General features: G+C 54.9%; 18 protein-coding genes. 16 read left to right on the forward strand and 2 right to left on the reverse strand.

The annotated features are described in order from the left end of the window. Positions 1-78: 78 nt before the first annotated feature. The 3 genes from secA (at position 79) to KP806_RS21260 (ending at position 4,822) form a co-directional block, all read left to right on the forward strand. Positions 79-2,589: a preprotein translocase subunit SecA gene (gene secA / locus KP806_RS21250; RefSeq protein WP_224725753.1), complete on the forward strand. Its 2,511-nt coding sequence runs from the start codon at positions 79-81 to the stop codon at positions 2,587-2,589. Between the two features lie 122 nt (positions 2,590-2,711). Beyond that, positions 2,712-3,819 (forward strand): peptide chain release factor 2 gene (gene prfB / locus KP806_RS21255; RefSeq protein ID WP_224725754.1). Its coding sequence is split into 2 segments (ribosomal slippage): positions 2,712-2,783 and positions 2,785-3,819, totalling 1,107 coding nucleotides; the frame shifts between segments, so codons are not numbered across the junction. Positions 3,820-3,925: 106 nt separating this feature from the next. Further along, on the forward strand, positions 3,926-4,822 hold the full coding sequence (locus KP806_RS21260) for a YitT family protein (RefSeq protein ID WP_224725755.1): 897 nt from the start codon (positions 3,926-3,928) through the stop codon (positions 4,820-4,822). Between the two features lie 67 nt (positions 4,823-4,889). Here the strand turns inward: KP806_RS21260 and KP806_RS21265 are convergent, their stop codons facing one another. Then, on the reverse strand, positions 4,890-5,795 hold the full coding sequence (locus tag KP806_RS21265) for an Rpn family recombination-promoting nuclease/putative transposase (RefSeq protein WP_224725756.1): 906 nt from the start codon (positions 5,793-5,795) through the stop codon (positions 4,890-4,892). A 475-nt stretch (positions 5,796-6,270) separates the two neighbouring features. On the opposite strand from KP806_RS21265, the gene argC reads away from it, so the two are divergent. Genes argC through argH form a run of 7 tightly spaced genes read left to right on the forward strand, consistent with a single transcriptional unit; the run spans position 6,271 to position 14,355 of the window. After that, on the forward strand, positions 6,271-7,320 hold the full coding sequence (gene argC / locus KP806_RS21270; protein WP_224725757.1) for an N-acetyl-gamma-glutamyl-phosphate reductase: 1,050 nt from the start codon (positions 6,271-6,273) through the stop codon (positions 7,318-7,320). A 43-nt stretch (positions 7,321-7,363) separates the two neighbouring features. Beyond that, positions 7,364-8,605, forward strand: a complete 1,242-nt coding sequence (gene argJ, locus KP806_RS21275; protein WP_224725758.1) for a bifunctional ornithine acetyltransferase/N-acetylglutamate synthase — start codon at positions 7,364-7,366, stop codon at positions 8,603-8,605. 42 nt (positions 8,606-8,647) lie between these two features. After that, complete coding sequence (gene argB, locus KP806_RS21280) at positions 8,648-9,433, forward strand: acetylglutamate kinase (protein ID WP_224725780.1); 786 nt, start codon at positions 8,648-8,650, stop codon at positions 9,431-9,433. A gap of 5 nt (positions 9,434-9,438) precedes the next feature. After that, positions 9,439-10,638 carry an acetylornithine transaminase gene (locus KP806_RS21285; RefSeq protein WP_224725759.1) on the forward strand — a complete coding sequence of 400 codons (1,200 nt, stop codon included), beginning with the start codon at positions 9,439-9,441 and terminating at the stop codon, positions 10,636-10,638. Between the two features lie 33 nt (positions 10,639-10,671). Next, a complete protein-coding gene (gene argF / locus KP806_RS21290) occupies positions 10,672-11,631 on the forward strand; it encodes an ornithine carbamoyltransferase (RefSeq protein WP_224725760.1) in 960 nt (319 codons plus the stop codon). A 54-nt stretch (positions 11,632-11,685) separates the two neighbouring features. Further along, positions 11,686-12,915: an argininosuccinate synthase gene (locus KP806_RS21295; RefSeq protein WP_224725761.1), complete on the forward strand. Its 1,230-nt coding sequence runs from the start codon at positions 11,686-11,688 to the stop codon at positions 12,913-12,915. A 24-nt stretch (positions 12,916-12,939) separates the two neighbouring features. Beyond that, entirely contained in the window at positions 12,940-14,355 is a 1,416-nt protein-coding gene (gene argH / locus KP806_RS21300) for an argininosuccinate lyase (RefSeq protein ID WP_224725762.1), read from the forward strand. 416 nt (positions 14,356-14,771) lie between these two features. Here the strand turns inward: argH and KP806_RS21305 are convergent, their stop codons facing one another. After that, positions 14,772-16,211: a VanW family protein gene (locus KP806_RS21305; protein WP_224725763.1), complete on the reverse strand. Its 1,440-nt coding sequence runs from the start codon at positions 16,209-16,211 to the stop codon at positions 14,772-14,774. Between the two features lie 295 nt (positions 16,212-16,506). On the opposite strand from KP806_RS21305, the gene ftsE reads away from it, so the two are divergent. The 6 genes from ftsE (at position 16,507) to uvrB (ending at position 24,739) form a co-directional block, all read left to right on the forward strand. Then, positions 16,507-17,193 (forward strand): cell division ATP-binding protein FtsE, encoded by a 687-nt coding sequence (gene ftsE, locus KP806_RS21310; protein ID WP_224725764.1) that lies wholly within the window; start codon positions 16,507-16,509, stop codon positions 17,191-17,193. Then, entirely contained in the window at positions 17,183-18,100 is a 918-nt protein-coding gene (ftsX, locus tag KP806_RS21315) for a permease-like cell division protein FtsX (RefSeq protein ID WP_224725765.1), read from the forward strand. The genes ftsE and ftsX overlap by 11 nt, the downstream gene beginning before the upstream one ends. 12 nt (positions 18,101-18,112) lie before the next feature. Further along, on the forward strand, positions 18,113-19,372 hold the full coding sequence (locus tag KP806_RS21320) for a murein hydrolase activator EnvC family protein (protein ID WP_224725766.1): 1,260 nt from the start codon (positions 18,113-18,115) through the stop codon (positions 19,370-19,372). A gap of 184 nt (positions 19,373-19,556) precedes the next feature. Beyond that, a complete protein-coding gene (locus KP806_RS21325; protein ID WP_224725767.1) occupies positions 19,557-21,017 on the forward strand; it encodes a S41 family peptidase in 1,461 nt (486 codons plus the stop codon). A 207-nt stretch (positions 21,018-21,224) separates the two neighbouring features. Beyond that, positions 21,225-22,520, forward strand: coding sequence for a PDZ domain-containing protein (locus KP806_RS21330; RefSeq protein WP_224725768.1), 1,296 nt, complete (start codon positions 21,225-21,227; stop codon positions 22,518-22,520). A 218-nt stretch (positions 22,521-22,738) separates the two neighbouring features. Next, positions 22,739-24,739 (forward strand): excinuclease ABC subunit UvrB, encoded by a 2,001-nt coding sequence (gene uvrB, locus KP806_RS21335; RefSeq protein ID WP_224725769.1) that lies wholly within the window; start codon positions 22,739-22,741, stop codon positions 24,737-24,739. The last annotated feature ends 4 nt before the right edge of the window (positions 24,740-24,743 follow it).

Raw genomic sequence — 24,743 nt, forward strand, 5'->3', positions numbered from 1 at the left:
CAGCAACCCTCGTTGCGGCAAGGTCGACAAACTGATACAATTTAAGGAATTGAGGCGTCATTACGAAAGGGGAAACTTATGCTCGGAATAGTGAAAAAGATATTCGGTGACCAAAACGAGCGCGAAGTAAAACGGCTCCAACGGACGGTAGATGAGATAAATGCAATGGAATCTAATTTTACAAGTCTGTCGGATGAAGCGCTTTGCGCCAAAACCGAAGAATTCAAAGCGAGAATCGAAAAAGGCGAGACGCTGGACAAGCTGCTCCCGGAAGCTTTTGCAACAGTAAGAGAAGCTTCGAAGCGGACGCTTGGCATGCGTCATTTTGACGTTCAGCTGATGGGCGGCATGGTGCTGCACGAAGGCAAAATCGCGGAGATGAGAACCGGTGAAGGTAAGACGCTCGTCGCTACGCTCCCGACTTATCTGAATGCGCTGCTCGGCAAAGGCGTTCACGTCATTACGGTGAACGGCTACCTGGCTCAGCGCGACAGCGAGATTATGGGCAAGCTGTACAACTTCCTCGGCATGTCGGTAGGCTGCAACCTGCACGGCCTGTCGCATGACGAGAAGCAAGCGGCTTACGCCTGCGACATTACGTACGGAACGAACAACGAGTTCGGCTTTGACTACTTACGCGACAATATGGTGCTGTACAAGGAACAAATGGTTCAGCGCCCTCTCTATTACTCCATCATTGACGAGGTGGACTCGATTCTGGTCGACGAAGCGCGTACGCCGCTTATTATTTCCGGCCAGGCTGCGAAATCGACGGAGCTGTATTTTGCAGCTGACCGGTTTGTCGGCCGGTTGAACGAAGAGGAAGACTACACGATCGATATCAAGCTTCGCAGCGTTATGCTGACGGAGTCCGGCGTGGAGAAAGCTGAAAAAGCATTCCATATCGAGAATCTGTTCGACCATGCGAACGTGCTGCTTAACCACCATATTCAGCAGGCGCTCAAGGCGAACGTTATTATGAAGCGCGACGTCGATTACGTCGTCCAGGACGACGAGGTTGTCATCGTCGATGAATTTACGGGCCGTCTCATGCAAGGCCGCCGTTACAGCGACGGCTTGCACCAGGCGATCGAGGCGAAGGAGCAACTGAAGGTTCAGAACGAGAGCATGACGCTCGCGACGATTACGTTCCAGAACTATTTCCGGATGTACCGCAAGCTGTCCGGCATGACCGGTACGGCGAAAACCGAGGAAGAGGAATTCAAACGGATTTACGGTCTGGACGTTATTCAGGTGCCTACGAACCGTGCGATGATCCGTAAGGATATCGCTGACGTGGTATACAAAACCGAGAAGGGCAAATTTAATGCGGTAGTCGAGGAGATTGTCAAACGCCACGCGAATAATCAACCGGTGCTGGTCGGTACGATCTCGATCGAAAATTCCGAGAAGCTGTCGGAGCTGCTGAAACGCAAAGGCGTCGCACATAAGGTACTGAATGCGAAGTTCCATGCGGAGGAAGCGGAAATTATATCCCGCGCGGGACAAGCCGGTGCGGTGACGATCGCGACGAACATGGCCGGACGCGGTACGGATATTTTGCTGGGTGAGACAGTTGCGGAACTGGGCGGCCTGCATATTATCGGTACGGAGCGCCATGAAAGCCGCCGGATCGATAATCAGCTGCGCGGACGTGCCGGCCGTCAAGGCGACCCGGGCTCGTCGCAGTTCTACTTGTCGCTTGAAGACGAGTTGATGCGCCGTTTCGGTTCCGAGAATATTATGGGCATGATGGACCGTCTCGGTTTGGATGAGGATCAGCCGATCGAAAGCCGCATGATTTCCAGAGCGATCGAATCCGCGCAAAAGCGCGTAGAGGGCAACAACTTCGATATCCGGAAAGTCGTTCTTCAGTATGACGATGTGATGAACCAGCAGCGTGAGGTTATTTACAAGCAGCGCCGCGAAATACTAGGCTCGGAGAATATCCGTCAAGAGGTTATGGATATGATCAAGCCGGTCATCGAACGGATCGTCGAAGCTCATTGCTCGGAGGACATTCCGGAGGAGTGGGATCTTCAGGCAATCGTCGATTACGCTCACGCCAACTTCCTGGAGGAAGGTGCGCTCTCGAAGGACGAGCTGTGGGGTAAAGAGAAAGACGAAATGATCGAATATATCTACAATGAAGTTTCCGCAAGCTACGATGAGCGCGAAGCGGCGCTTGGGCCGGAAACGATGCGCGAGTTTGAGAAGGTCGTTGTGCTTCGCGCTGTAGACAGCAAATGGATGGATCACATCGACGCGATGGACCAGCTGCGCCAAGGCATTCACTTGCGCGCTTACGGCGGTACGGATCCGCTCCGCGAGTACCAGTTCGAAGGCTTCGAAATGTTCAAGGAAATGATCGAGAGCATTCAGGAGGAAGTCGCGAAATATATTATGAAAGCCCGCGTAGAGAGCAATCTGGAGCGTCAAGAGGTGGCGAAAGGCCAGACGTCGACGACCAGCGGCGGCGGAGAATCGTCCGAGAAGCGCCCGGCCAAGCGCAAAGATATGGTAGGGCGGAATGACGCTTGTCCATGCGGCAGCGGCAAAAAGTACAAGCAGTGCCACGGTGCGCAGTAAAAGCTTTAGGAGAGCGGCGAGCGAGCGTAGTCAGGGAATGAGGGATTCGGGCTGCGCCGGCCACACTTTTAGCCGCCTAAGCATACGATAGGGAAAAATGATTTTGAGGTGAAGCGTACGCTATGATAGATATAACGGTGAAGCAAGACCTGCGTGAAATGGCGGGGCGTCTCCAAGAGCTCAGGGGGTCTCTTTGACTTAGATATTAAGCAAGAGATGATCGCGAACTTCGAGGAAAAAATGACGATGCCCGACTTTTGGGACGATAACGACAAAGCGCAGAGCATCATTTCCGAGCTCAACGCGGTCAAATCGGTCGTCGAGCAGTACGGCCGGCTGAACGCCGATCTGGAAGACCTGCAGATGATGCTGGAGCTGGCGGAGGAAGAAAGCGACGAATCGCTGGAAGCCGAGGTCGTGGAAGGCGTGCAGGCCTTGGTAAGCAAAGTAAGCGAGTTTGAGCTTCAGCTGCTGCTGAATCAGCCTTACGACAAGCTGAATGCGATTTTCGAGCTGCATCCGGGTGCGGGCGGCACGGAGTCCCAGGACTGGGGGCTTATGCTGTACCGGATGTACACGCGCTGGGCGGAGAAGCGCGGCTTCAAGGTGGAGCTGCTGGACTATCAGCCTGGGGATGAAGCGGGCATTAAGAGCGTAACGATGCTTATCAAAGGGTACAACGCTTACGGTTACTTGAAGGCGGAGAAAGGCGTGCACCGGCTGGTGCGCATCTCGCCGTTCGATTCGGCCGGGCGTCGCCATACGTCTTTTGCTTCCGTCGACGTGGTGCCCGAAATCGATGACAGCATCGAGATCGAGATCCGAAGTGAGGATTTGAAAATCGATACGTACCGCGCCAGCGGCGCGGGCGGCCAGCACGTCAATAAGACGGAGTCGGCCATCCGGATAACGCATATCCCGACAGGCATCGTCGTAGCCTGCCAGCAGGAGCGGTCGCAAATCCAGAACCGCGAACGGGCGATGAATATGCTTCGCTCCAAGCTGTATGAACGGCGCATCGAGGAGCAAATGAAGGAGCTGGCGGAAATCCGCGGCGAGCAATCGGATATCGCCTGGGGGAGCCAGATCCGTTCCTATGTGTTTCACCCGTACAGCATGGTGAAGGACCACCGCACATCCGTCGAGACGGGCAATGTCGGTGCGGTCATGGACGGCGATTTGGACGCTTTTATCGACGGTTATCTGCGCAGCCAGATTCGACATGAATAAAGCATGATATCGTTAGAACATGCATAGCTTTGGCGAAGAGTTCCAACACTGAAGAAGTGTGGGACTCTTCTTTTTTGCGGCAAATGAGACTAGGGGGATGAACGGCATGGCGGATACCGGTACTGGCTCCACTGCCAAAAGAAGAAAAGGAGGGAGGCCGCTGAGCCCGAGGACGCAGTCGGTGTGGAGCGTCGTTCAGCTGCTGCTCGGCTCGGTAATCGTGGCCGTCAGCTTTAATATGTTCCTGGTGCCGAACGGCATCGCTTCCGGCGGGGTGTCGGGCGTGTCGATTTTGGTCCAGCGGCTTGCGGGAGTGATGCCGGCGGTTACGCAGTGGGCGATCAACATTCCGTTGTTCGTCGCGGGGGTGTGGCTGCTCGGCAGGCGCTTTGCGTTAAAAACGGCGCTTGGTTCGATTTTGCTGCCGTTATTCGTGCTGCTGACAGCACACGTAGCTTCGCCGACGGACAACCCGCTGCTCGCCGCCATTTATGGCGGAATCGGGGTAGGGCTCGGTCTCGGCTTGGTGTTCCGCGGCGGCGGCTCGACGGGGGGCGTCGATTTGGCGGCGCAAATTTTGCACAGGTATACGGGGCTTCCGCTTAGTCTGGCGGTTGTATGTTTTGACGGCTGTGTGATTGCGGCTGCGGGGCTGATTATCTCGCCGGAGGTGGCACTTTATGCGCTGATCGGTCTGTTCGTAACGAGCAAAACGATCGACTTCGTGCAGAACGGGCTGCAGCTTTCAAAGGTAGCATTTATTATAAGCGATCATTCTGAAGAAGTGGCGGCAGCCATTTTGCACGATTTGGACCGAGGCTTGACTCGGCTGGACGGCCACGGCGGGTATACGGGCGCAGGCCGGACGGTGCTGATGGTGGTCGTCGGGCAAAACGAGGTTTCAAAGCTGAAGCAGTTGGTGCGGTCGATCGATCCTGGGGCGTTTGTCATTATCAGCAATACGGCCGAGGTGCTTGGGCAGGGGTTTAAGCTGGAGAGTTGAAGGGGACGGAGGAAAAAAGGATACAAGCAACACAGATCGCATGTTGGCTTGTATCCGTAGGATCATTTTATGATTTGGCGATTTTTTGAATTTCTTGAGGCGGGAGATCAAGCATTTCTGCAAGCTTGTCAGGATGGAAGCCGTTAGCTAAAAGCTTACGGATGATTTCTTCTTTTCCTTCTTCTTTTCCAAGTTCCTTACCCTCTTCATACCCCCAGCGCTTCCATGCAGGCATCAGCTCCATAATGGTCACCTCATCTTCCGGATATTGTAGGCTTAATTCGCGCAAAATGGAAAGATCCTGATCTCTATCAGGCTTAAAATACAAATCGGCTACCGACATAATGAGCGAAAGACGCGCCTGATCCAAGTTCTTTTGCAGCTTAAGAATCATACGCAAATATTCGAGTCTAACGGCGCGCTTCTCCTCCTCATTATAACCCATTTTGGCTAAAAGCGCCGCAGCAACAGGGTTATCGGAGTCAATAAAAAGCCGCCAGTTTTGATTTCGCAGCTCCAGCTTGAGAAAGTGAAAGTAAAGGATCGAATGACCGGGGATTTCCATTGAAAGCGTGTCTTGCTCGTCATGGGCCGAGTCTGAGGTGAAAATAGCGATGGGAATGATGAGCTTGTGTTCCTTCCGATGTCTCTCGAAGAGGCGACTGAAATAAATAAACATCCGTTCGTGAAAGTCTGTTTCTCTGTATGATTGAGCCTCCAGATGAACCAATACATATGCATCAAGTGACTTGTACCTGGTTTCAAGCAATAGATCCAAACTTCGCCTTTCTTCACCAACGATATCAACAAGGAGCTCCTGCATCAGCAGCTTCGTGCGGGTATGATCGAGCAAGCGGTTGACTTCGGGGAAAAAGAGCTCGAGAAATTCTGCAAAAAAGGTTTGAAGAAGCTTCTTGAATGCTTCATCGTGCGGCGTGTGCGGCGGTCGGTCCGGAACTTCGTTATTAGGCAAGTCATCACTCCCGTCATAAAAATAAGAACAAATGTTCCCTTTTGGTGTAACATAGGATATACTTGGAAGGGAAGTGAAGTCGATTTAGGAATCAAGATGAAATATTCCCTCTGGAATGCACGCTGAGGAGCATAAAAGTAAGAAATCGCTCAAATTTTCCCTCTAAAAGTTCATTGTATTAATATGAATTGGAATGTATAATAATACGGAATCATATGCTTATTTCCATCAACTGCCGAATGATGTACAATAAATTAGTTCAAGCGTAAACGGCATACGCCGTCCCTGGAGGCGCGGCTTTCGTTTCGCGATGGATGATAAGTTTTTTCCAGGTGAGATACTTATAAAGGCTCATCGTTGAACAAACGGACTGCCTTTCCGCCCCGCGGAAAGAGCAATTAGACGGAGCTGCTGCGGTTTTGTCAGGCAGGCGGAGCCAACGAGAGCGGCATCCGGTTTTGGGGGAGAGATTAACATGACGACAAAGGTGAAAGTTGCGATTATCGGCTCTACCGGCTACGGCGGAGTAGAGTTAATCCGATTGCTCGCTTCCCATCCGCTGGCGGAGGTGACCTCGGTCATTTCGTCATCCAGCGCAGGAACGCCGATTACCGAAGGCTACCCGCACTTGACGAGCATTCGCGAGGAGCTGCTGGACGATGTGGAGCCTGCGGCGATTAAAGCGAAAGCGGACGTTGTCTTTTTGGCGACGCCTGCGGGCGTAGCGGCCAAGCTTGTGCCGCAGCTGCTTGAAGCGGGTCTTAAAATCATAGATTTATCGGGAGACTTCCGACTGAAATCTCCTGCTTTATATGAGCAGTGGTATAAAAAGCCGGCAGCCGGCGAGGAGTACCTGCAGAAAGCGGTATTCGGTCTTGCCGAAATTTACGGGGACCGCGTGACGGACGTGCCGTTCGTGTCGAACCCGGGCTGTTATCCTACGGCTACGCTGCTTGGTTTGGTTCCGGCGGTCAAAGAAGGCTGGATCGATCCTGCGACGATTATTATCGATGCGAAATCCGGCGTGTCAGGGGCCGGCCGCGGCGCTTCGCTCGGTACGCACTACTCGGAGCTGAACGAGAATTTTAAAGCTTATAAGCTTAATCAGCATCAGCATATTCCGGAAATCGAGATGGTGCTCTCCGATGCGGCAGGGCAGCCGGTCGTGACGACGTTCTCGACGCATCTTGTGCCGATGACGCGGGGGATTATGTCGACGATGTACGCGAACGTAGTGGGCGGACGGACAACGCAGGATTTCATTGACTTGTACCGTTCTTACTATGAGGGCCGCCGCTTCGTGAGAATCCGTCCGGAAGGGCAATGGCCGACGACGAAGGAAGTATGGGGCTCGAACTATTGCGATATCGGGTTCGCGGTGGACGCCCGGACAGGCCGCGTGACGATCGTGTCGGTCATCGACAACCTTGTCAAAGGCGCTGCAGGCCAAGCGATACAAAATTTGAATTTAATGATGGGCTGGGACGAGACGCTTGGGTTGCAGTTTGTTCCGGCTTATCCGTAATTTTAACCTATACTTATACACGTGAAGGGGACACGATTTTACGATGGGACTGGAAAATACGGCAGTGGCGTTCTCCGTCGTCGGAGACGGCTCGATTACAACGCCACAGGGCTTTAAAGCGGGCGGACTGCATTGCGGTCTGAAAAAAACGACGCGTCACGATCTGGGCGCGATCGTGTGCGAGGTGCCGGCTTCGGCGGCCGGCGTGTATACGACGAATGTGTTCCAGGCGGCGCCGCTTCAGGTGACGCGCGAGAGCATCGGAGCGGGCGGCGTGCTGCGCGCGGTGCTCGTGAACAGCGGCAACGCCAATGCATGCACGGGCAAGCAAGGGGAAGCTGACGCCTATGAGATGCGCGCTCGTTTCGCCGAATCCATCGGCGTAAATGCCGACCATGTTGCGGTAGCTTCGACAGGCGTTATTGGCGAGCTGCTGAAAATGGACAAAGTCCGCGGCGGGATCGACGAGCTTCCTTCCCGGCTTGAAGGAAACCGCGCGGGCGCCGACGACTTCTGCCAAGCGATCCTCACGACGGATTTGGTGCAAAAGATGGTCTGCGTCGAGCTGGAGCTGGACGGCAAGAAGGTTTACGTCGCAGGCGCGGCCAAGGGCTCGGGCATGATTCATCCGAATATGGCGACGATGCTCGGCTTCGTGACGACGGATGCCGCGATCGGCAGCGAACCGCTGCAGCAGCTGCTGCGCGAAGCGACCGACCTGTCGTTTAATATGATCACAGTAGACGGCGATACAAGCACGAACGACATGCTCGTAGCAATGGCGAGCGGATTGGCGGGCAACCGCGAGCTGACGCCGCAGCACGAGGGCTGGGCGGCGTTTGCGGCCGCACTGCGTTACGTGTGCGAGGTGCTCGCGAAAGCGATTGCTCGCGACGGAGAAGGCGCAACGAAGCTGGTCGAGGTGCAGGTGAGGGGCGCGGTCAGCGACGAGTCCGCACAAGCGATCGCGAAGACGGTTATCGGGTCTTCGCTTGTGAAATCGGCCGTGTTCGGCGCAGACGCGAACTGGGGACGGATCATTGCGGCGGTCGGCCGCGCAGGCCAGCCGGTAAATCCGGAGACGGTGGATATTCGCCTCGGCGATATTTTGACGCTGGAGCAGTCCCGTCCCGTCGTATTCGACGAGGAGATTGCCCTCGAATATTTGAAGGGCGACACGGTTGTCATCAGCGTTGATCTGCATAACGGCAATGGAGAGGCTACGGCTTGGGGCTGCGATTTGACCTATGACTATGTCCGCATTAATGCGGCGTATCGGACATAAAGTGCTGGAGGGTATGGAACAGTGACGGAACAGCGGTTTGTGATGAAATGCGGAGGAAGCACGCTGGCGGCTCTTCCGGACAGTTTTTTTGATGAGCTGCGGGTGCTGCAGCAGGGCGGCGTCCGTCCGGTCATCGTGCATGGCGGAGGCCCCGCTATCTCGGAGACGCTGGGCAAGCTCGGGATCGAAACGGGCTTCGTAAACGGCCTGCGCGTAACGAACGACGCGGTGCTGGACGTTGTAGAGATGGTGCTTGCGGGGCGCATCAATAAGGAGATCGTCCGCAAAATCCAAATCAATGGCGCGAAGGCGCTTGGTTTGTCCGGCGTCGACGGCATGCTGATCCAGGCGAAGCCTGTATCGAATGCCGATGAGATCGGCTTCGTAGGCGACGTGACGGATGTGAACGCCGCGATCATCGAAGGCGTGATGCAGATGGGGTACATTCCGGTCGTTGCGCCGATCGGTATCGATGCCGCGGGACAGCGTTATAACATTAACGCGGATACGGCCGCCGGCGCGGTCGCGTCGCATCTCGGCGTGGAGCGGATGATCGTCGTGACGGACGTTCCGGGCATTTTGAAGACGGTGGACGGCGAGAAGCGGGTGCTTCCTGTTGTGACGGTCGAAGACATCGAGGCGATGATCGAGAGCGGCGAAATTTACGGGGGTATGATTCCGAAGGTACGGGCCGCCATCCAGTGCATTCAGGGCCGGGTGCGCGAGGTCGTGATCGTAAGCGGCGAGGAGCCGGGCGTGCTGACCAGAGCGGTCCGCGAAGGCGGCATCGGCACGCGTATTGTCCAGACGAACGAAGGGCGGGTGTGATAACCATGAGCGAGACGCAAACGGCGGCGAACGCCGAACAATCGCTTTTTCCTACATATGCACGGTATCCGTTGGCACTGGTCAAGGGCGAAGGAAGCTGGCTGTGGGACGACAAAGGGAACAAATATCTTGATTTCATGAGCGGAATCGCCGTAACGAATCTCGGCCACGCGCCAAAGCAAATCAAAGAAGCGCTCGTGAAGCAGCTGGACGAGCTGTGGCATGTGTCTAACTTGTTCCGCATCCCGAATCAGGCGGAAGCGGCTAAGCTCATTACCGACAACAGCTGCGCGGATGCGGTATTTTTCTGCAATTCGGGCGCTGAAGCGAATGAAGCGGCAATTAAGCTGGCCCGCCGGTACAACCAGAAGGTGCTGAACAACGGCCGCTACGAAATCATCACGTTCGAGCAATCGTTCCACGGTCGGACGCTGGCTACCTTGACGGCTACCGGCCAAGCGAAGGTCAAGGAAGGCTTCGCTCCGCTTCCGGAGGGTTTCAAGACGATTCCGCTGAACGATCTGTCGGCGCTTGAAGCGGCCGTAAGCGACAAGACGGCTGCCATTATGCTGGAGATGATACAGGCTGAGGGCGGCATTTTCCCGGTCGATCGGGATTATATCCAGGCAGTTGCCGCCCTATGCGAGAAGCAGGGCATTCTGCTGATCGCCGATGAAATCCAGACCGGAATGGGCCGTACGGGCAAGCTGTTCGCGTATGAGCATTTTGGCATCGAACCGGATATTTTCACGATGGCCAAAGGTCTCGGAAGCGGCTTTCCGGTCGGGGCGATGGCGGCGAAGGAGAAACTGCGCGAGGGCTTCACGGCCGGCAGTCACGGCTCTACATTTGGCGGCACGCCGATTGCGACCGCCGTCGTGAAGGCTACGCTCGAGACGATCGTCGGCGAAGGCTTGCCGGCTCGTGCGGCGGAGCAAGGGGAATATTTGATGGCCCAGCTTCGCGAGAAGCTTGCGGGCAACTCTTTTGTGAAAGAGGTACGCGGTCTTGGCTTGCTCGTCGGAATAGAGTGCGCGGAGCCGATCGCCGGCATACTGAACGAAGCACAGGAGCGCGGCTTGATCGCGATCTCCGCCGGGCCGAACGTGATCCGGCTGCTGCCGAACCTGCTCGTTACGAAGGAAGAAATCGATACGGCTGTCGCTATTTTGGCGGAGCTATTGTCAGCCAAGCAGCCGATTTAATTATACAGCTTCAACCCGAAGGAGGGCTTTACCATGCAAGGGACATTGAACGAGGAATTGGCGCTAAGCCTGAAAGGACGCGACTTTCTGATGCTGGTTGATTTCAAGCCGGAGGAGGTCCGCTACCTGATCGATCTGGCGATTGACTTGAAGCAGAAGCAAAAGGCGGGAGAGCCCCATCAGCTGCTAAAAAACAAAACACTGGGCATGATTTTCGAAAAATCGTCGACCCGCACGCGCGTATCCTTCGAGGTCGGCATCTATCAGCTGGGCGGGCAAGGCCTATTCCTGAGCGGAAGCGACCTGCAAATCGGCCGCGGAGAGCCGATCTGGGATACGGCACAGGTGCTGTCGCGCTACCTGGACGGCATTATGATCCGCACGTTCGAGCACCGCAAAGTAGTCGAGCTGGCCCGCGGAGCGACGATTCCTGTCATTAACGGCCTGACTGATCTTTCACACCCTTGCCAGGCGCTTGCCGATTACCAGACCGTACTCGAGCACAAAGGCCGTCTGGAAGGGCTGAAAATCGCCTACATCGGCGACGGCAACAATGTCGTGCATTCGCTTATGATGGGCGCGGCCAAGCTCGGCATGCATATGTCGGTTGCTACGCCGGAGGGTTACGAGCCGGACGCCAACATTGTCCAGCAGACTAAGGACAATGCATCGGAAACTGGCGCGAGTCTTCATATTTGCCGCGATCCGAAGGAAGCGATCGCCGATGCGGATATCGTATATACGGACGTATGGGCGAGCATGGGCCAGGAAGCGGAACAGAAGGAGCGCGAAATCGCGTTTTCCGCTTACCAGATAAACGAAGACTTGGCGAAATATGCGAAGAAGGACTATCTGTTCATGCATTGCTTGCCTGCGCACCGCGGGGAGGAAGTAAGCGAAGGCGTCATCGACGGCGCTCATTCGATTATTTTCGACCAGGCGGAGAACCGGCTGCATGCACAAAAGGCAATCATGGCAGCAATTATGTCCTAATGACACGGTTATATTAAATAGCAAATACATTTTGAAGGGAAGATATACAGAATTATGGCAAAAGAAAAAATCGTATTGGCCTATTCGGGAGGCCTGGATACGTCGGTTATCCTGAAATGGCTGAAAGAAACATATGACGCGGAAATTATCGCTTTTACCGCGGATATCGGACAGAAGGACGAGCTGGACGGCCTCGAGGCAAAAGCGCTCGCGACCGGCGCTTCGAAAGTATATATCGACGACCTGCGCGACGAGTTCGCGAAGGACTTCATCTATCCGATGTTCCAGGCCGGCACGCTGTACGAGGGCCAATACCTGCTCGGCACGTCCATCGCGCGTCCGCTTATCGCTAAGCGCATGGTCGATATCGCCCGTGCGGAAGGCGCTACGGCGATCGCTCACGGCGCTACGGGCAAAGGCAACGACCAGGTGCGCTTCGAGCTGACGGCAGCGGCGCTTGCGCCAGAGATTTCCGTTATCGCGCCTTGGCGTCTGGAAGCGTTCCGCGAGCAGTTCCCGGGCCGCGCCGAAATGATCGCCTACGCCGAGAAGCACGGTATTCCGGTAACGGCATCCGCAGCGAAACCTTATTCGACGGACCGCAACCTGCTGCACATCAGCTTCGAAAGCGGCATGCTTGAGGATCCTTGGTTCGATCCGAGCTCGGAGGAGAACGAAAGCATGTACGTGCTGAGCGTTTCCCCTGAGAGAGCTCCCGACCAAGCGGAATACGTGGAACTTACTTTCACGGAGGGCAACTGTACGGCGATCAACGGAACGGAGCTTAGCCCGCTGGAAGTCATGGAAACCCTGAACGAGCTTGGCGGCAAGCACGGCATCGGACGAGTGGACATGGTAGAAAACCGCTTCGTCGGCATGAAGAGCCGCGGCGTATACGAGACGCCGGGCGGCACGATTTTGTTCACGGCGCACCGCAAGATGGAATCGCTGACGATGGACCGTGAAGTTATGCACCTTCGCGATTCGCTTATCGCCAAGTACAGCCAGCTCGTATACAACGGCTTCTGGTTCGCGCCAGAGCGTCTCGCTTTGCAAGCACTTGTCACCGAATCGCAAAAGAATGTCAGCGGCGTCGTTCGCCTTAAGCTGTACAAAGGCAATGTGATCGGGGCCGGCGTGAAAAGCCCTGTCAGCCTGTACAATCCTGATATCGCGACAATGGAAGCCGATCCTTCCCAGGCTTACGATCAAGGCGACGCTACGGGCTTCATCCGCCTGAACGCTTTGCGCCTGAAGGTGTCATCCGCAGTAACGAACAAGTAAGCTTGACAAGGGAGTGTTAGAACCGTGAGTAAATTATGGGGCGGTCGGTTTACGAAGAAAACGGACCAATTGGTAGAGGAATATACGGCATCGATCATGTTCGACAAAGAGCTGGCCGAAGAGGATATCCAAGGCAGTCTTGCGCACGTGACGATGCTAGGCAAACAGGGCATTCTGCCTGCTGGCGACGTAGAAAAGATCAAGGACGGCCTGCACCGCGTCCTTCAGCGTATTAAACGCGACGATATCGAATTCTCGATCGGCGACGAAGACATTCATATGAATATCGAGAAAACGCTGATCGACGATGTCGGCCCTGTCGGCGGCAAGCTGCACACAGGACGCAGCCGCAACGACCAGGTGGCGACGGATATGCACCTGTGGCTTCGCAAGCGCGTAGTCGAATTCGTCGACATGCTCCATAAGCTGCAAGCGGCGCTTGTAGAGCAGGCAAAAGCGAACATCGATACGATTGTGCCGGGCTACACGCATCTGCAGCGGGCGCAGCCGATCCTGTTTGCGCACCATCTGATGGCGTATGTGTCCATGTTCGGGCGCGACATCGAGCGTTTGCAGGACAGCTACAAACGCATCAACGTATTGCCGCTCGGAGCCGGCGCTTTGGCGGGCACAACGTTCCCGATTGACCGTCATTTTGTGGCGAACCAGCTCAAATTCGACCGCGTTTACGAGAACAGCCTCGATGCGGTAAGCGACCGCGACTTCATTTTGGAGTTTCTTGCGGATGCTTCGATCATCATGATGCATTTGTCGCGCCTCAGCGAAGAGCTAATCATGTGGTCGAGCACGGAGTTCCATTTCGTTGAGCTTGACGACGCGTTCTGCACGGGCAGCAGCATTATGCCGCAGAAGAAAAACCCGGACGTTCCGGAGCTCGTCCGCGGCAAAACGGGCCGCGTCTACGGCAATCTCGCCGGCTTGCTCACGGTGCTGAAGTCGCTCCCGCTGGCGTACAACAAGGACATGCAGGAAGACAAAGAAGGTATGTTCGATACGGTGAAGACGCTGCAAGGCGCGCTGCAATTGTTCGCGCCGATGATTGCGACCATGAAGGTGAACAAGGACCGGATGCGCCAAGCGGTCAACCAGGACTTCTCGAATGCGACGGATATTGCCGACTTCCTTGTCAACAAGGGACTCCCATTCCGTCAAGCGCATGAAGTCATCGGCAAAACGGTCTTGTACTGCATCGAGCAGAACAAGTACCTGCTGGACCTTACGCTGGAAGAATTCAAGCAGTTCTCCACGCTGTTCGACGATCGCATCTATGCAGTGCTTCAGCCCGAGCAGGTGGTTAACGCCCGCAACGTATACGGCGGTACGGCCAAATCCCAGGTACAGGACGCGATCGGCCGCGCCGACGCGGCACTGGCAGAGACAGCGGCTTGGGTAGCGGAGTACCTCGAGCGCAGCAGATAACCAATAGCGCATCAGATAACCAATAGCGCATCAGATAACCGATAGCGCGGCAATTTAGTGGTAAATAGCACATCAGCCCAGCAGATGCCTAAACAGGCAGACAGCTGGGCTTTTTGTTTGGAATTTGACGATCGTCGGCTGGATGCAAATATGTTAGTTGTGAAGGTGAAACGTCCGGCATCTAGTCCCAAAAAATTCCTTTTGTTCATTCCCCCCGCAGCTCAGGAAACAATCCAAGCGCTGAGCCCCGAATGTGTTCGCAATAGAATTTCCTGAGCCGAAGGGATAGTGGAGCAAAGAAGTAAAAGCAGGCGGACGCAGTAAAGGAAGAGGGTATCAAGTTCAAATATGAAAGATGTAGAAATGAGTGATGCTAAAGCAGGGATTCAGTCATCCAAGGCCGATAGGGAATTGGATTAAATCCCATCCTCCAAAATCGGGTCGATCGGCTCCGGTACTGGAGTTGGCGCCGGACCGCCGGTCATCGGGCCGACCTCGACGATCGTTGGCTGGGCCCTGTACGTGTCATGGGATATTTTGTCGCGCGCGATGACTTTGCCGTCTTTGATCGTAGTGCGGTACGTATCGACCAAGTAACCGGGCTTGCCTTTATCGACGGTCACTTTTTGCCCCGGGGAGAGCTCCGAATTCACTTTCTCCTGCACAACTGGCTGAACCGTCTTCAGGGTGACGGATTCCATGCCATACTGCACATTTTCATCCATCGTGCCGAAAAGCTTAACCGTCAGCTTTCGGTCCTTCACCTCGGTACGTATCAGCAGATGCTTGCCAGTCGTGTTCTTGAACCGGAAATTAATCGCTCCGCCCGCATAGGTGGCATCTTGGCCAAGCGGCAGGTAGGCGACCGGCAGGGAGTGGTTGCGCCGCTCCACGATTTCAAGACCGGCCCGCACTGCGGCATTATACAGTGTGCTGGATACCTGGCAGATGCCGCCGCCAATGCCTGGAACAAGCTTGCCGTTCAGGATGACCGGCGCCTCGCGGTACTCATACAGCTCCTCGGCGCGTGCGATCAGCTTCCCGTAATCGAAAGTTTCGTCCGGCGCCAGATGCCAGTCGTTCAGCGCATCCGCCGTAACGGTCACATTGTAAGCTCTGCCTTCCGCGTTCGTGCTGAAATCCGTCGAAAACTCGATAATTTTCCGTTCGACACCTTCCGCCTTCAGCTTCTCAAGCGTAACGTCGGGATGAATGACGGCGACGGTCAGCTCCCCTTCAAAATGCCTCTCGACTGAGGTCCGAAGCTGCTCCTCCTTTACGATGATCCACTTTTCCACGTCTTCGATCAGCTTGCCCGGCTCCAAACGGTAGGCGTCGACATGCGGCTCGTACCGCACCTCGTCCTGCTCCGTGATGATTCGTTCCGCGTTTTTCGTTTCGCTTTTTTCAAGCCAGCTCCACTGCTTGCGGATGGCGGCGTCAAAAGAGTCGCGGTTCCAGCTCTGCAGGAGAGGGTAGTTTTTCGCAAAATTGTACCGGTATACGGCCCTGTCCCAGGTGCTGCCTTCTTTCAATTTAAGGATCGCTGTGCGGGCGCCCGAGAAATCGGCTTTATAGCCGAATTCGGGTACCTTCCACTGCTTGCTGTCCCCCGCCGCAGCAGAGGCATGAACGGTAACCGTGCGTTCCTGCAGCGTATTCTCAATCTGCTCCAGCATCGCTAAGGCATCATTGACCGGCATGCCCCCAATGGGCAGACCGCCTGCCGTGACCTCCGCGGGAACGGTTTTTTGCAGCGCGTAATTCCAGACAATCCCCCAGCCTATTGCAGCCAGCAGCAGCAGAGAGGAGATGACGATTACGCCGATATGGATTCTTTTTAAAATGGCGATCACTCCCTTCCAAGCGTAAACGGCTGAAGCTGCGCACGAACCGTAAGCTGCAACTTTGCGAAGCTCGGTTCTGTGCCATCCTTTGAAGGCTCAGCAACGTTTCGCGATGAATGAACAAGACAGTTCTAAATGTATATGCGGCTTGCGTTCATTACTTGTCATCCGACTTATCGAGGACCGATTCGACATTGGCAATAATTATGAGATTTGTGAAAAATGCAGAAAGCGAGCCCCTTATGAAGGAATTCAACGCAATCTGTCGAAATAATACAACTGACTATTAACAGGATGTGATAATGTGATTGAAATGCAAGACATTTGGAAGACGTACATAGACGGCACACATGCGTTAAGAGGCGTCTCCGTGAAGATAGATCGTAATGAGTTCGTTTATTTGGTCGGCCCCTCGGGAGCGGGGAAATCGACCTTCATGAAGCTGATATATCGCGAGGAAGTCCCGACAAAAGGGCAAATTTCGGTCAACGGATTTAACATAGGCAAGCTGAAGCCGCGTAAAATCCCGTTTGTCCGTCGAAATATCGGAGTTATTTTCCAGGATTTCAGGCTGCTTCCCAAGCTGACCGTTTACGAAAATGTCGCTTTCGCCATGGAAGTTATTGAAGCCCCGCGCCGCGTCATCAAAAAAAGAACGATGGAGGTGCTCGAGCTCGTCGGTTTGAAGCACAAGCATTCGAGCCTCCCTGCCCAGCTGTCCGGCGGCGAGCAGCAGAGGGTATCGATCGCGCGGGCGATCGTAAACAATCCGTCCGTTATCGTAGCGGACGAGCCGACAGGGAATCTGGATCCGGAAACGTCGACCGGCATCATGAATTTGCTTGAGGAAATTAATTTCCGCGGCGCGACGATCATTATGGCTACTCACAACAAGGACATCGTGAACAATATTCGCAAACGTGTCATCGCTATCGAGAATGGCAATATCGTTCGTGACGAGGTTAGAGGGGAGTACGGCTATGAAGCTTAGCACGATTCTCCGCCATTTCCGCGAAGGCACTAAAAACATCATTAGAAACGGCTGGATGTCGTTCGCTTCAATGAGCTCGATTTTTATTTCTCTATTCGTCTTAGGCGTTTTTATGCTGCTTGCCATGAATGTCAACCATATGGCCGACCAAATCGAAAGCCAGGTCCAAATTCGCGTTTTTCTTAATCTGAATGTCAAGCAGGAGAAGATTACGGATTTGCAAAACAAAATCGGCAACCTTACCGAGGTCAGCAAAGTTACCTTCGTCTCGAAGGAGGAAGGACTTGAGCTGCTGCGTAAAAACCTGGGCGAAGAAAACAAGGATCTGCTCGCTGGCTACGAGAACGACAAAAACCCGCTGCCGGATTCGTTTACCGTCGAGGTATACAATCCGCAATCTGTCGGGCTTGCGGTCGAAGAGATCAACAAAATCAATCAGGCGGACGAGCAGCAGCCGATCGAGAGAGTCAAATACGGCCAAGGCACGGTAGAAACGCTGTTTAAAGTGACAAACGCCCTGCGGTACATCGGTCTTGTCATCGTAATCGGTCTCGGCGTAACCGCGATGTTCCTGATTTCCAACACGATCAAAATGACGATTCTCGCCAGACGCCGCGAGATCGGCATCATGAAGCTGGTCGGTGCGACAAATGCGTTTATCCGTTGGCCGTTTTTTATCGAAGGGGCGCTTATCGGCATTATCAGTTCGATTGTTACGACGGTTCTGGTTCTTCTCGGATATGCGAAGCTGGTCGAGTTCACCCAGATGGAGCTGTCGCTGATGATGATAAAGCTTGTTACGCTGCAAGAGTCGGGCTGGCAAACAGCGGGCCTCATTATTGGGCTCGGTACGGTGATCGGAGTATGGGGCAGTACGATTTCGATACGAAAGTATTTGAAAGTGTAGGTGAACGATAGGGTGCAGAAGAGAAAATGGTTATGGTTCATTGTCTTATCGATGCTGTTCGTATTTGTAGTACAACCGACCGGAAGCGAGGCGGCAAGCCTTTCCGACATTAAGAAGCAGCTCGAAGCGGCAAAGCAGGAGAGGCGCGAGGCGGAGAGAAAAGCGGCCAATGCTCAGCAGATGGCGGCCGATGCGAAGAAAAATATGAACAATGCCGCTAACGAGAAGGCGGATCTTCAGGTTTTGATCAAGCAAGAAGAAGCTGCAATCGCCAAACTAATGGATGAAATAGATACTACGGTTTTGAACAAAATGAAGCTGCAGGCGGACCTCGACAAGAAGGAAGCGGAACTGCTACAGACGACGAAGGATCTCGAGCAAGCGGAAAAACGTGTCGTCGAACGTGATAAGCTGCTTCAATCAAGGATGCGTCTGATGTATACGAACGGCTTCGTATCCTATATGGACGTATTGATGAGCGCTACAAGCTTCTCTGATTTTATTGACCGGTTCGATGCTTTGCAGTCGATTTTGTCGCAGGACCGCGATATTCTGGAGGAGCAAAAGAAGGAGAAGGAGCTTGTCGTCCAGAAGAAAAAAGATCAGGAAGTGCAGTTGGCTGAGGTAGAGGTCAAGTACGAGGAAATTAAAGATTACGAGCTCCATCTCGTGCAAAAGGAGAAGGAGAAGGAAGTCGCGATTGCGAGCCTTAACAGCAATGTGAAAAAGCTCGACGTCAAGATCGCGCAGTACGATGAAATGGCGGAGCATTACGAGGATATCAACGCAGAGCAGGAACAGCTCCTGGTTTCGATCGCTTCCAGGGAATCCAAGCTGCTTGCCGAGCAAAAACGGATAAAGAACCCTTACAGCGGCGGTAAGCTTGGCATACCTGTTAAAGACAGCTACAGGCTCACTTCCAATTTCGGGACGCGGATCCATCCGATCACGGGACAGAGGCATACCCACACGGGCATCGACTTCGCCGCGCCGCAAGGCACGTCCATTTATGCGGCCGAAGACGGCGTCGTTATTGTAGCCCAAACGATGAGCGGCTACGGCAACTGCGTCATTATCGACCACGGCAACGGGCTTTGGACGCTGTACGCGCATATCCGCAACGGCGGCATTATGGTCAGCCAAGGCGATTCCGTCAAAAGAGGCGAGAAAATTGCCGAAATCGGCAGCACGGGCAACTCGACCGGACCGCATTTGCACTTTGAGGTGCGGCAGAACGAAGTGCCGGTTAATCCGAGCAGCTATTTGAAATAGATATTATAGGAATCGACATATATCAATAAATTCCGAGGCAGCCCGCGTGGCTGCCTTGTTTGCAGAGCGGATCGCCCTCCTGCGCAAATTTACCCTGCCCAGACAAATAATTGAAGGCCAGTTGTCATATACTAGGGTGGTCTTCAATCAAAGACCGTGCAAGATGAGAAGGTGGTGTAGACAGGTGCAATTCAAAGGACGCACAGTATTCGCGTTCATTCTGCTCACGATGATCGCGTCCGTGCTCGTCACTTTAACGGTGGCGGACCGGATTCTGAAGCTGGACGAGCAGGCGGCGGCTCCTGCGCTTACGGCCGCTGCGGCCGGCGAGGGCGGACGGTTCGGCCTGAAGGAGAACGAGCTGTCGAAGCTTAACGCGGTGCTGGAATTGATCCAGACCAAATATTATCAGAAGGTCGACCGCGAGGAGCTGGTTGACGGGGCGGTCAGCGGCATGATGGAGTCGCTGGAGGATCCTTATTCGGTCTATATGGAAAGGGATGCCGCAACTCATTTCTCCGAATCGATCGAAGGGTCGTTTACGGGAATCGGGGCGGAAGTTACGTTAGAGAACGGGCGGGTTGTCGTCGTCTCCCCGATTAAAGGCTCGCCGGCGGAACGCTCCGGCCTGCTGGCCAAGGACGTATTGCTTTCGGTGAACGGCGTCAAGCTTGACGGACTGAATCTTCAGGACGCCGTGGCGAAAATCCGCGGGCCGAAAGGGACGAAGGCAAAAATCATGGTGCAGCGGGCCGGATTTTCGGATCCGATCCAGCTCGTTCTGATTCGTGACGATATCGATGTGGAAACAGTGTACAGCACGCTGCGCCAAGACGGGACAGGCATTATCGAAATCCGCCAGTTCTCGCTGCATACGGCCGAGCGGTTCAAGGAGGAGCTTGCTGCGCTGGAGCAGAAGGGCATGAAGGGGCTCGTGATCGATGTGCGCAATAATCCGGGCGGCGTGCTGCCGGTTGTCGTAGACATAGCCGAAAGCTTCCTGCCGAAGGGCGCGACGGTCGTCCAGGTGGAGGACCGGGAAGGAAATCGGGAAAAGACGCTGTCCGAAGGTCAGAGCAAAACGTACCCGGTTGCCGTGCTCATGAATAAAGGAAGCGCCAGCGCCTCCGAAATTTTGGCCGGTGCGCTGCAGGAAGGGGCCGGCGTAAAGCTGATCGGGGAAACGACCTTTGGCAAGGGCACGGTTCAGGTCAGCTACAACAAGACGCTCGGCGACGGAAGCCTTGTGAAGATGACGATTGCCAAATGGCTGACGCCGGACGGCAATTGGATTCACGAAACCGGCATTAAGCCGGATATCGAAGTGCTGCCGCCGGATATGTATACCGTTGCGCGGCTGTCGTTAACCGAAACGCTGAAGCAGGATATGATCGGCGAGCAGGTGAAAAGCATGCAGATCATGCTGCACGGTCTGGGGTACGAGCCGAAGCGCGAAGACGGCTACTTCAGCGCCGAAACCGCGGAGGCCGTCAAGAAATTCCAGGCCGGGCATGGCCTTCCGGTAACGGGCCAGATGGATAAAACGACCGGCGAAGCGCTGGAAAAAGCGGTCATAGCCTGGATTCAAGACAAGAAGCATGATACGCAGCTTGACACGGCAATTCAGGCCGTAGGCAGGAAATAGGGCGGCCATGTCGAATTAATAAGAGGTTGGCTCCTCGTCGGAGCCGGCCTTTTTATTTGTTACCGCAGAGAACGGCACAAAACCGAGCTGTGCAAAGATACAGCTAACGGTTCGAGCGCAGCGCCAGCCGTTTGCGCTTGTTATGCGCCATGCGGACTTGCTTATTTTCAGGAATATAATCCAGCTGGTGCAAAGGGGGGGGATGCTTTGGAAACGGCGGCAGTCGTGCTGGAGACGTTTGGACAAGCAGCGCTGCGTTTGGTTTCGCAGCCTTTTTATTATATTGCGGTTCTGATTATCGTGCTTCAGTACATGAGACAAATCCGGGTGGAGCGGCAGCTTTTCGCCGTCAAGCTGCATCATTGGCCGGGGCTGGTATTCCGGGCAATGCTTGCCGGCCTTGCGATTGGCGCGGCCGTATCGGCGGCCGGAGCGTTCGTAGGCGCGGCATTGACCGCGGAGTCGGTGCTCTGGCTGTGGGCGGTAGCGGCACTGCTCATGCTGGTGCGTATCCGCTATCTATGCTTTGCTTACAGCGCAGGAGTAATCGCGCTGCTGCAATGGGCGATCGGCTGGACGCCGATGCCCGAAAGAACGGATTGGATTGGCTCGCTGGCGTCCTCGCTTGCAGCTATCGATGCGGCTGGCCTGCTCATGCTGGTGGCGCTGCTGCATCTGGCCGAAGCGGTGCTAGTCAGGTGGCAAGGCGACAAACTGGCAACGCCTCTATTTCTGGAGGGCAAGCGAGGCAAGCTTATAGGCGGCTATATGCTGCAGGGGTTCTGGCCGGTGCCGGTGCTGATGCTTGTGCCGGCGGCCGGTGGAGGAAGCTCTACGGCGGCTTTGCCTTGGACGCCGTTATTCGGCACGGATTGGTCGCAGGGGTGGACGGTCGTTGCGCTGCCGATGATTATCGGCTTTACGGAAATGACCCGTTCCATGCTGCCCAAGGTAAAAGCGGAATATGCGGCCCGGGGGCTGGTGCTTTACAGCCTGTGCCTCGCTGCGGCTGCTGTTCTGGCATGGCGGCAGCCTGCGCTGCTTCCGGTTGCGGCGCTCGTCTCATTCTTGCTGCATGAGGCGATCATCTGGCGGAGCCGGGCGAAGGAAGAGGCGCGTTCGCCGTTGTATGTCCATGATGCAAGGGGACTGCGAATTTTGGGCATCGTGCCGGGGACGCCGGCAGCCGCTATGGGGCTGATGGCCGGCGAGGTTTTGCATAAGGTGAACGGACTGCGCGTCAAAACGAAAGAAGAGCTGTACGAGGCATTGGTGCAAAATTCAGCTTTTTGCAAGCTGGAAGTGCTGAACCACGACGGAGAGCTGAAGTTTGCGCAGCGCGCGCGCTTTGAGGGCGAGCATCATCAGCTGGGAGTTATTCTCGCGCCGGACGACCAAGCCCTTTATTACACGACCGCCGGACCGGCTTCGCTGCTCGAGCTGCTGCGCGGCACCCGCGCCTCGAGCCGGCGCGGCCCGCAAACGGAGAGTTTTGAGGGTTAGATCAGTTAAATCCAGCGGCTAACTATAGTTGCTCCTATCAAAGAGGGATCCCGGCCATGAAGGCTTTGCCGGGATCCCTTTTTTGCATTGCTTCCGGCGCGGGATAACGATATAATAGACGGGAACAAACATTCTTATTTTTGCATTTGCTGATAACTATCCATTATAGTTGACTATACTGATATATAGATTCGGAAAGACGGAGGTGGAGGACTGGCGTGAGCGGAATAGTGAAGGATTCAAAGGGTTTTGTATTACAATCGGATTATACGCCGCAGGGGGATCAGCCTAAAGCGATCGAGGAGCTGGTCGAGGGAGTGCTGGCGGGCAAGAGGCACCAGACGCTGCTCGGCGCAACGGGGACCGGCAAGACGTACACGATCGCCAATACGGTGGCGAAGCTGAACCGGCCGACGCTTGTCATTGCGCACAACAAGACGCTTGCCGCGCAGCTTTGCAGCGAGTTTAAAGCTTTTTTCCCCGATAATGCCGTGGAATACTTCGTCAGCTACTACGACTACTACCAGCCGGAGGCCTATATCCCTTCTACCGACACTTTCATAGAGAAGGATTCCAGCATAAACGACGAGATCGACAAGCTGCGGCACTCGGCGACGAGCGCACTGTTCGAACGCAGGGACGTCATTATCGTAGCGAGCGTATCCTGCATTTACGGCTTGGGTTCGCCCTCGGAGTACGGCAGCCTCGTGCTGTCGCTTCGTGTCGGGATGGAGAAGCCGCGTGACGCGATTTTGCATAAGCTCGTCGACATCCAATACCAGCGCAACGATATTAGCTTTACGCGTGGTACGTTCCGGGTACGCGGCGACATTGTCGAAATTTTCCCCGTCGCGAACAACGAGCGGGCAATCCGTGTCGAGCTGTTCGGCGACGAGATCGAACGCATTACCGAAATCGACGTTCTCACCGGCGAAATTATGGGCGAACGCGAGCATATCGCCATTTTCCCGGCTTCTCACTTCGTTACCCATGAGGACACGATGAAGCTCGCCCTGGTCAATATCGAACGCGAGCTTGAAGAGAGGCTTGCCGAGCTCCGCGGCGTAGGGAAGCTGCTGGAGGCGCAGCGCCTGGAGCAGAGGACGCGCTACGACCTGGAGATGATGGCGGAAATGGGCTTCTGCTCGGGCATCGAGAACTATTCGGGTCCGCTAACCTTCAGGGAGAGGGGAGCTACCCCTTATACGCTGCTCGATTATTTCCCGGACGATATGCTGATCGTGATCGACGAATCCCACGTTTCCCTGCCGCAAATCAGGGCCATGTTCAACGGCGACCGCGCGCGGAAGGAAATGCTCGTCAATCACGGCTTCCGTCTTCCATCTGCGATGGATAACCGCCCGCTGCGCTTTGAGGAGTTCGAGGAGAAAGCGAAGCAGCTTATTTACGTTTCGGCGACTCCTGGACCTTACGAGCTGGAGCATTGCGATACAATGACAGAGCAGATTATCCGGCCGACCGGCTTGCTCGATCCGATTATCGACCTGCGGCCGACAAAAGGCCAGATCGACGATTTGCTGAATGAAATCCGTGACCGGATCGCCAAAGACGAACGTGTGCTCGTGACGACATTAACGAAGAAGATGTCGGAGGATCTGACCGATTACATGAAGGAAATCGGCATTAAGGTCAGATATCTCCATTCCGATATTAAAACGCTGGAGCGGCTCGCGATTTTGCGGGATTTGCGGCTTGGCGTATTCCATGTCCTGGTCGGCATCAACCTGCTCCGGGAAGGACTGGATCTGCCCGAGGTGTCTTTGGTGGCGATACTCGATGCGGACAAGGAAGGTTTCCTCCGCTCCGACCGCTCTCTTATCCAGACGATCGGCCGTGCGGCCCGCAACAGCGAAGGCCGCGTCATCATGTACGGCGATAAAGTAACGGATTCCATGGACAGGGCGATGAAGGAAACCGAGCGCCGGCGTTCGATCCAGATTTCTTATAACGAGAAACACGGCGTCACTCCGCAAACGATCCGCAAGAAGGTTCACGATGTTATAGAGGCAACCAAGGTAGCGGAGCAGAAGGCGGATTACCTGACGGGTGCGGGTGCCGAGAAGATGTCCAAGAAGGATCGGCTTGCATTAGTCGAAAGGCTGGAAGCCGAAATGAAGGAAGCGGCGAAGAGCCTGCAATTCGAGAGGGCCGCGGAGCTTCGCGATGCATTGCTTGAGCTTCGCGCCGAGTTGGGATAAGTAG

This window comes from Paenibacillus vietnamensis, from assembly GCF_020169515.1.
Lineage (GTDB): Bacteria > Bacillota > Bacilli > Paenibacillales > Paenibacillaceae > Pristimantibacillus > Pristimantibacillus vietnamensis.

Excerpts from the sequence above, each read along its gene's own strand:
- secA (WP_224725753.1), top strand. The coding sequence starts at position 79 with ATGCTCGGAATAGTGAAAAAGATATTCGGTGACCAAAACGAGCGCGAA.
- KP806_RS21260 (WP_224725755.1), top strand. The coding sequence starts at position 3,926 with ATGGCGGATACCGGTACTGGCTCCACTGCCAAAAGAAGAAAAGGAGGG.
- argC (WP_224725757.1), top strand. The coding sequence starts at position 6,271 with ATGACGACAAAGGTGAAAGTTGCGATTATCGGCTCTACCGGCTACGGC.
- argJ (WP_224725758.1), top strand. The coding sequence starts at position 7,364 with ATGGGACTGGAAAATACGGCAGTGGCGTTCTCCGTCGTCGGAGACGGC.
- argB (WP_224725780.1), top strand. The coding sequence starts at position 8,648 with ATGAAATGCGGAGGAAGCACGCTGGCGGCTCTTCCGGACAGTTTTTTT.
- KP806_RS21285 (WP_224725759.1), top strand. The coding sequence starts at position 9,439 with ATGAGCGAGACGCAAACGGCGGCGAACGCCGAACAATCGCTTTTTCCT.
- argF (WP_224725760.1), top strand. The coding sequence starts at position 10,672 with ATGCAAGGGACATTGAACGAGGAATTGGCGCTAAGCCTGAAAGGACGC.
- KP806_RS21295 (WP_224725761.1), top strand. The coding sequence starts at position 11,686 with ATGGCAAAAGAAAAAATCGTATTGGCCTATTCGGGAGGCCTGGATACG.
- ftsX (WP_224725765.1), top strand. The coding sequence starts at position 17,183 with ATGAAGCTTAGCACGATTCTCCGCCATTTCCGCGAAGGCACTAAAAAC.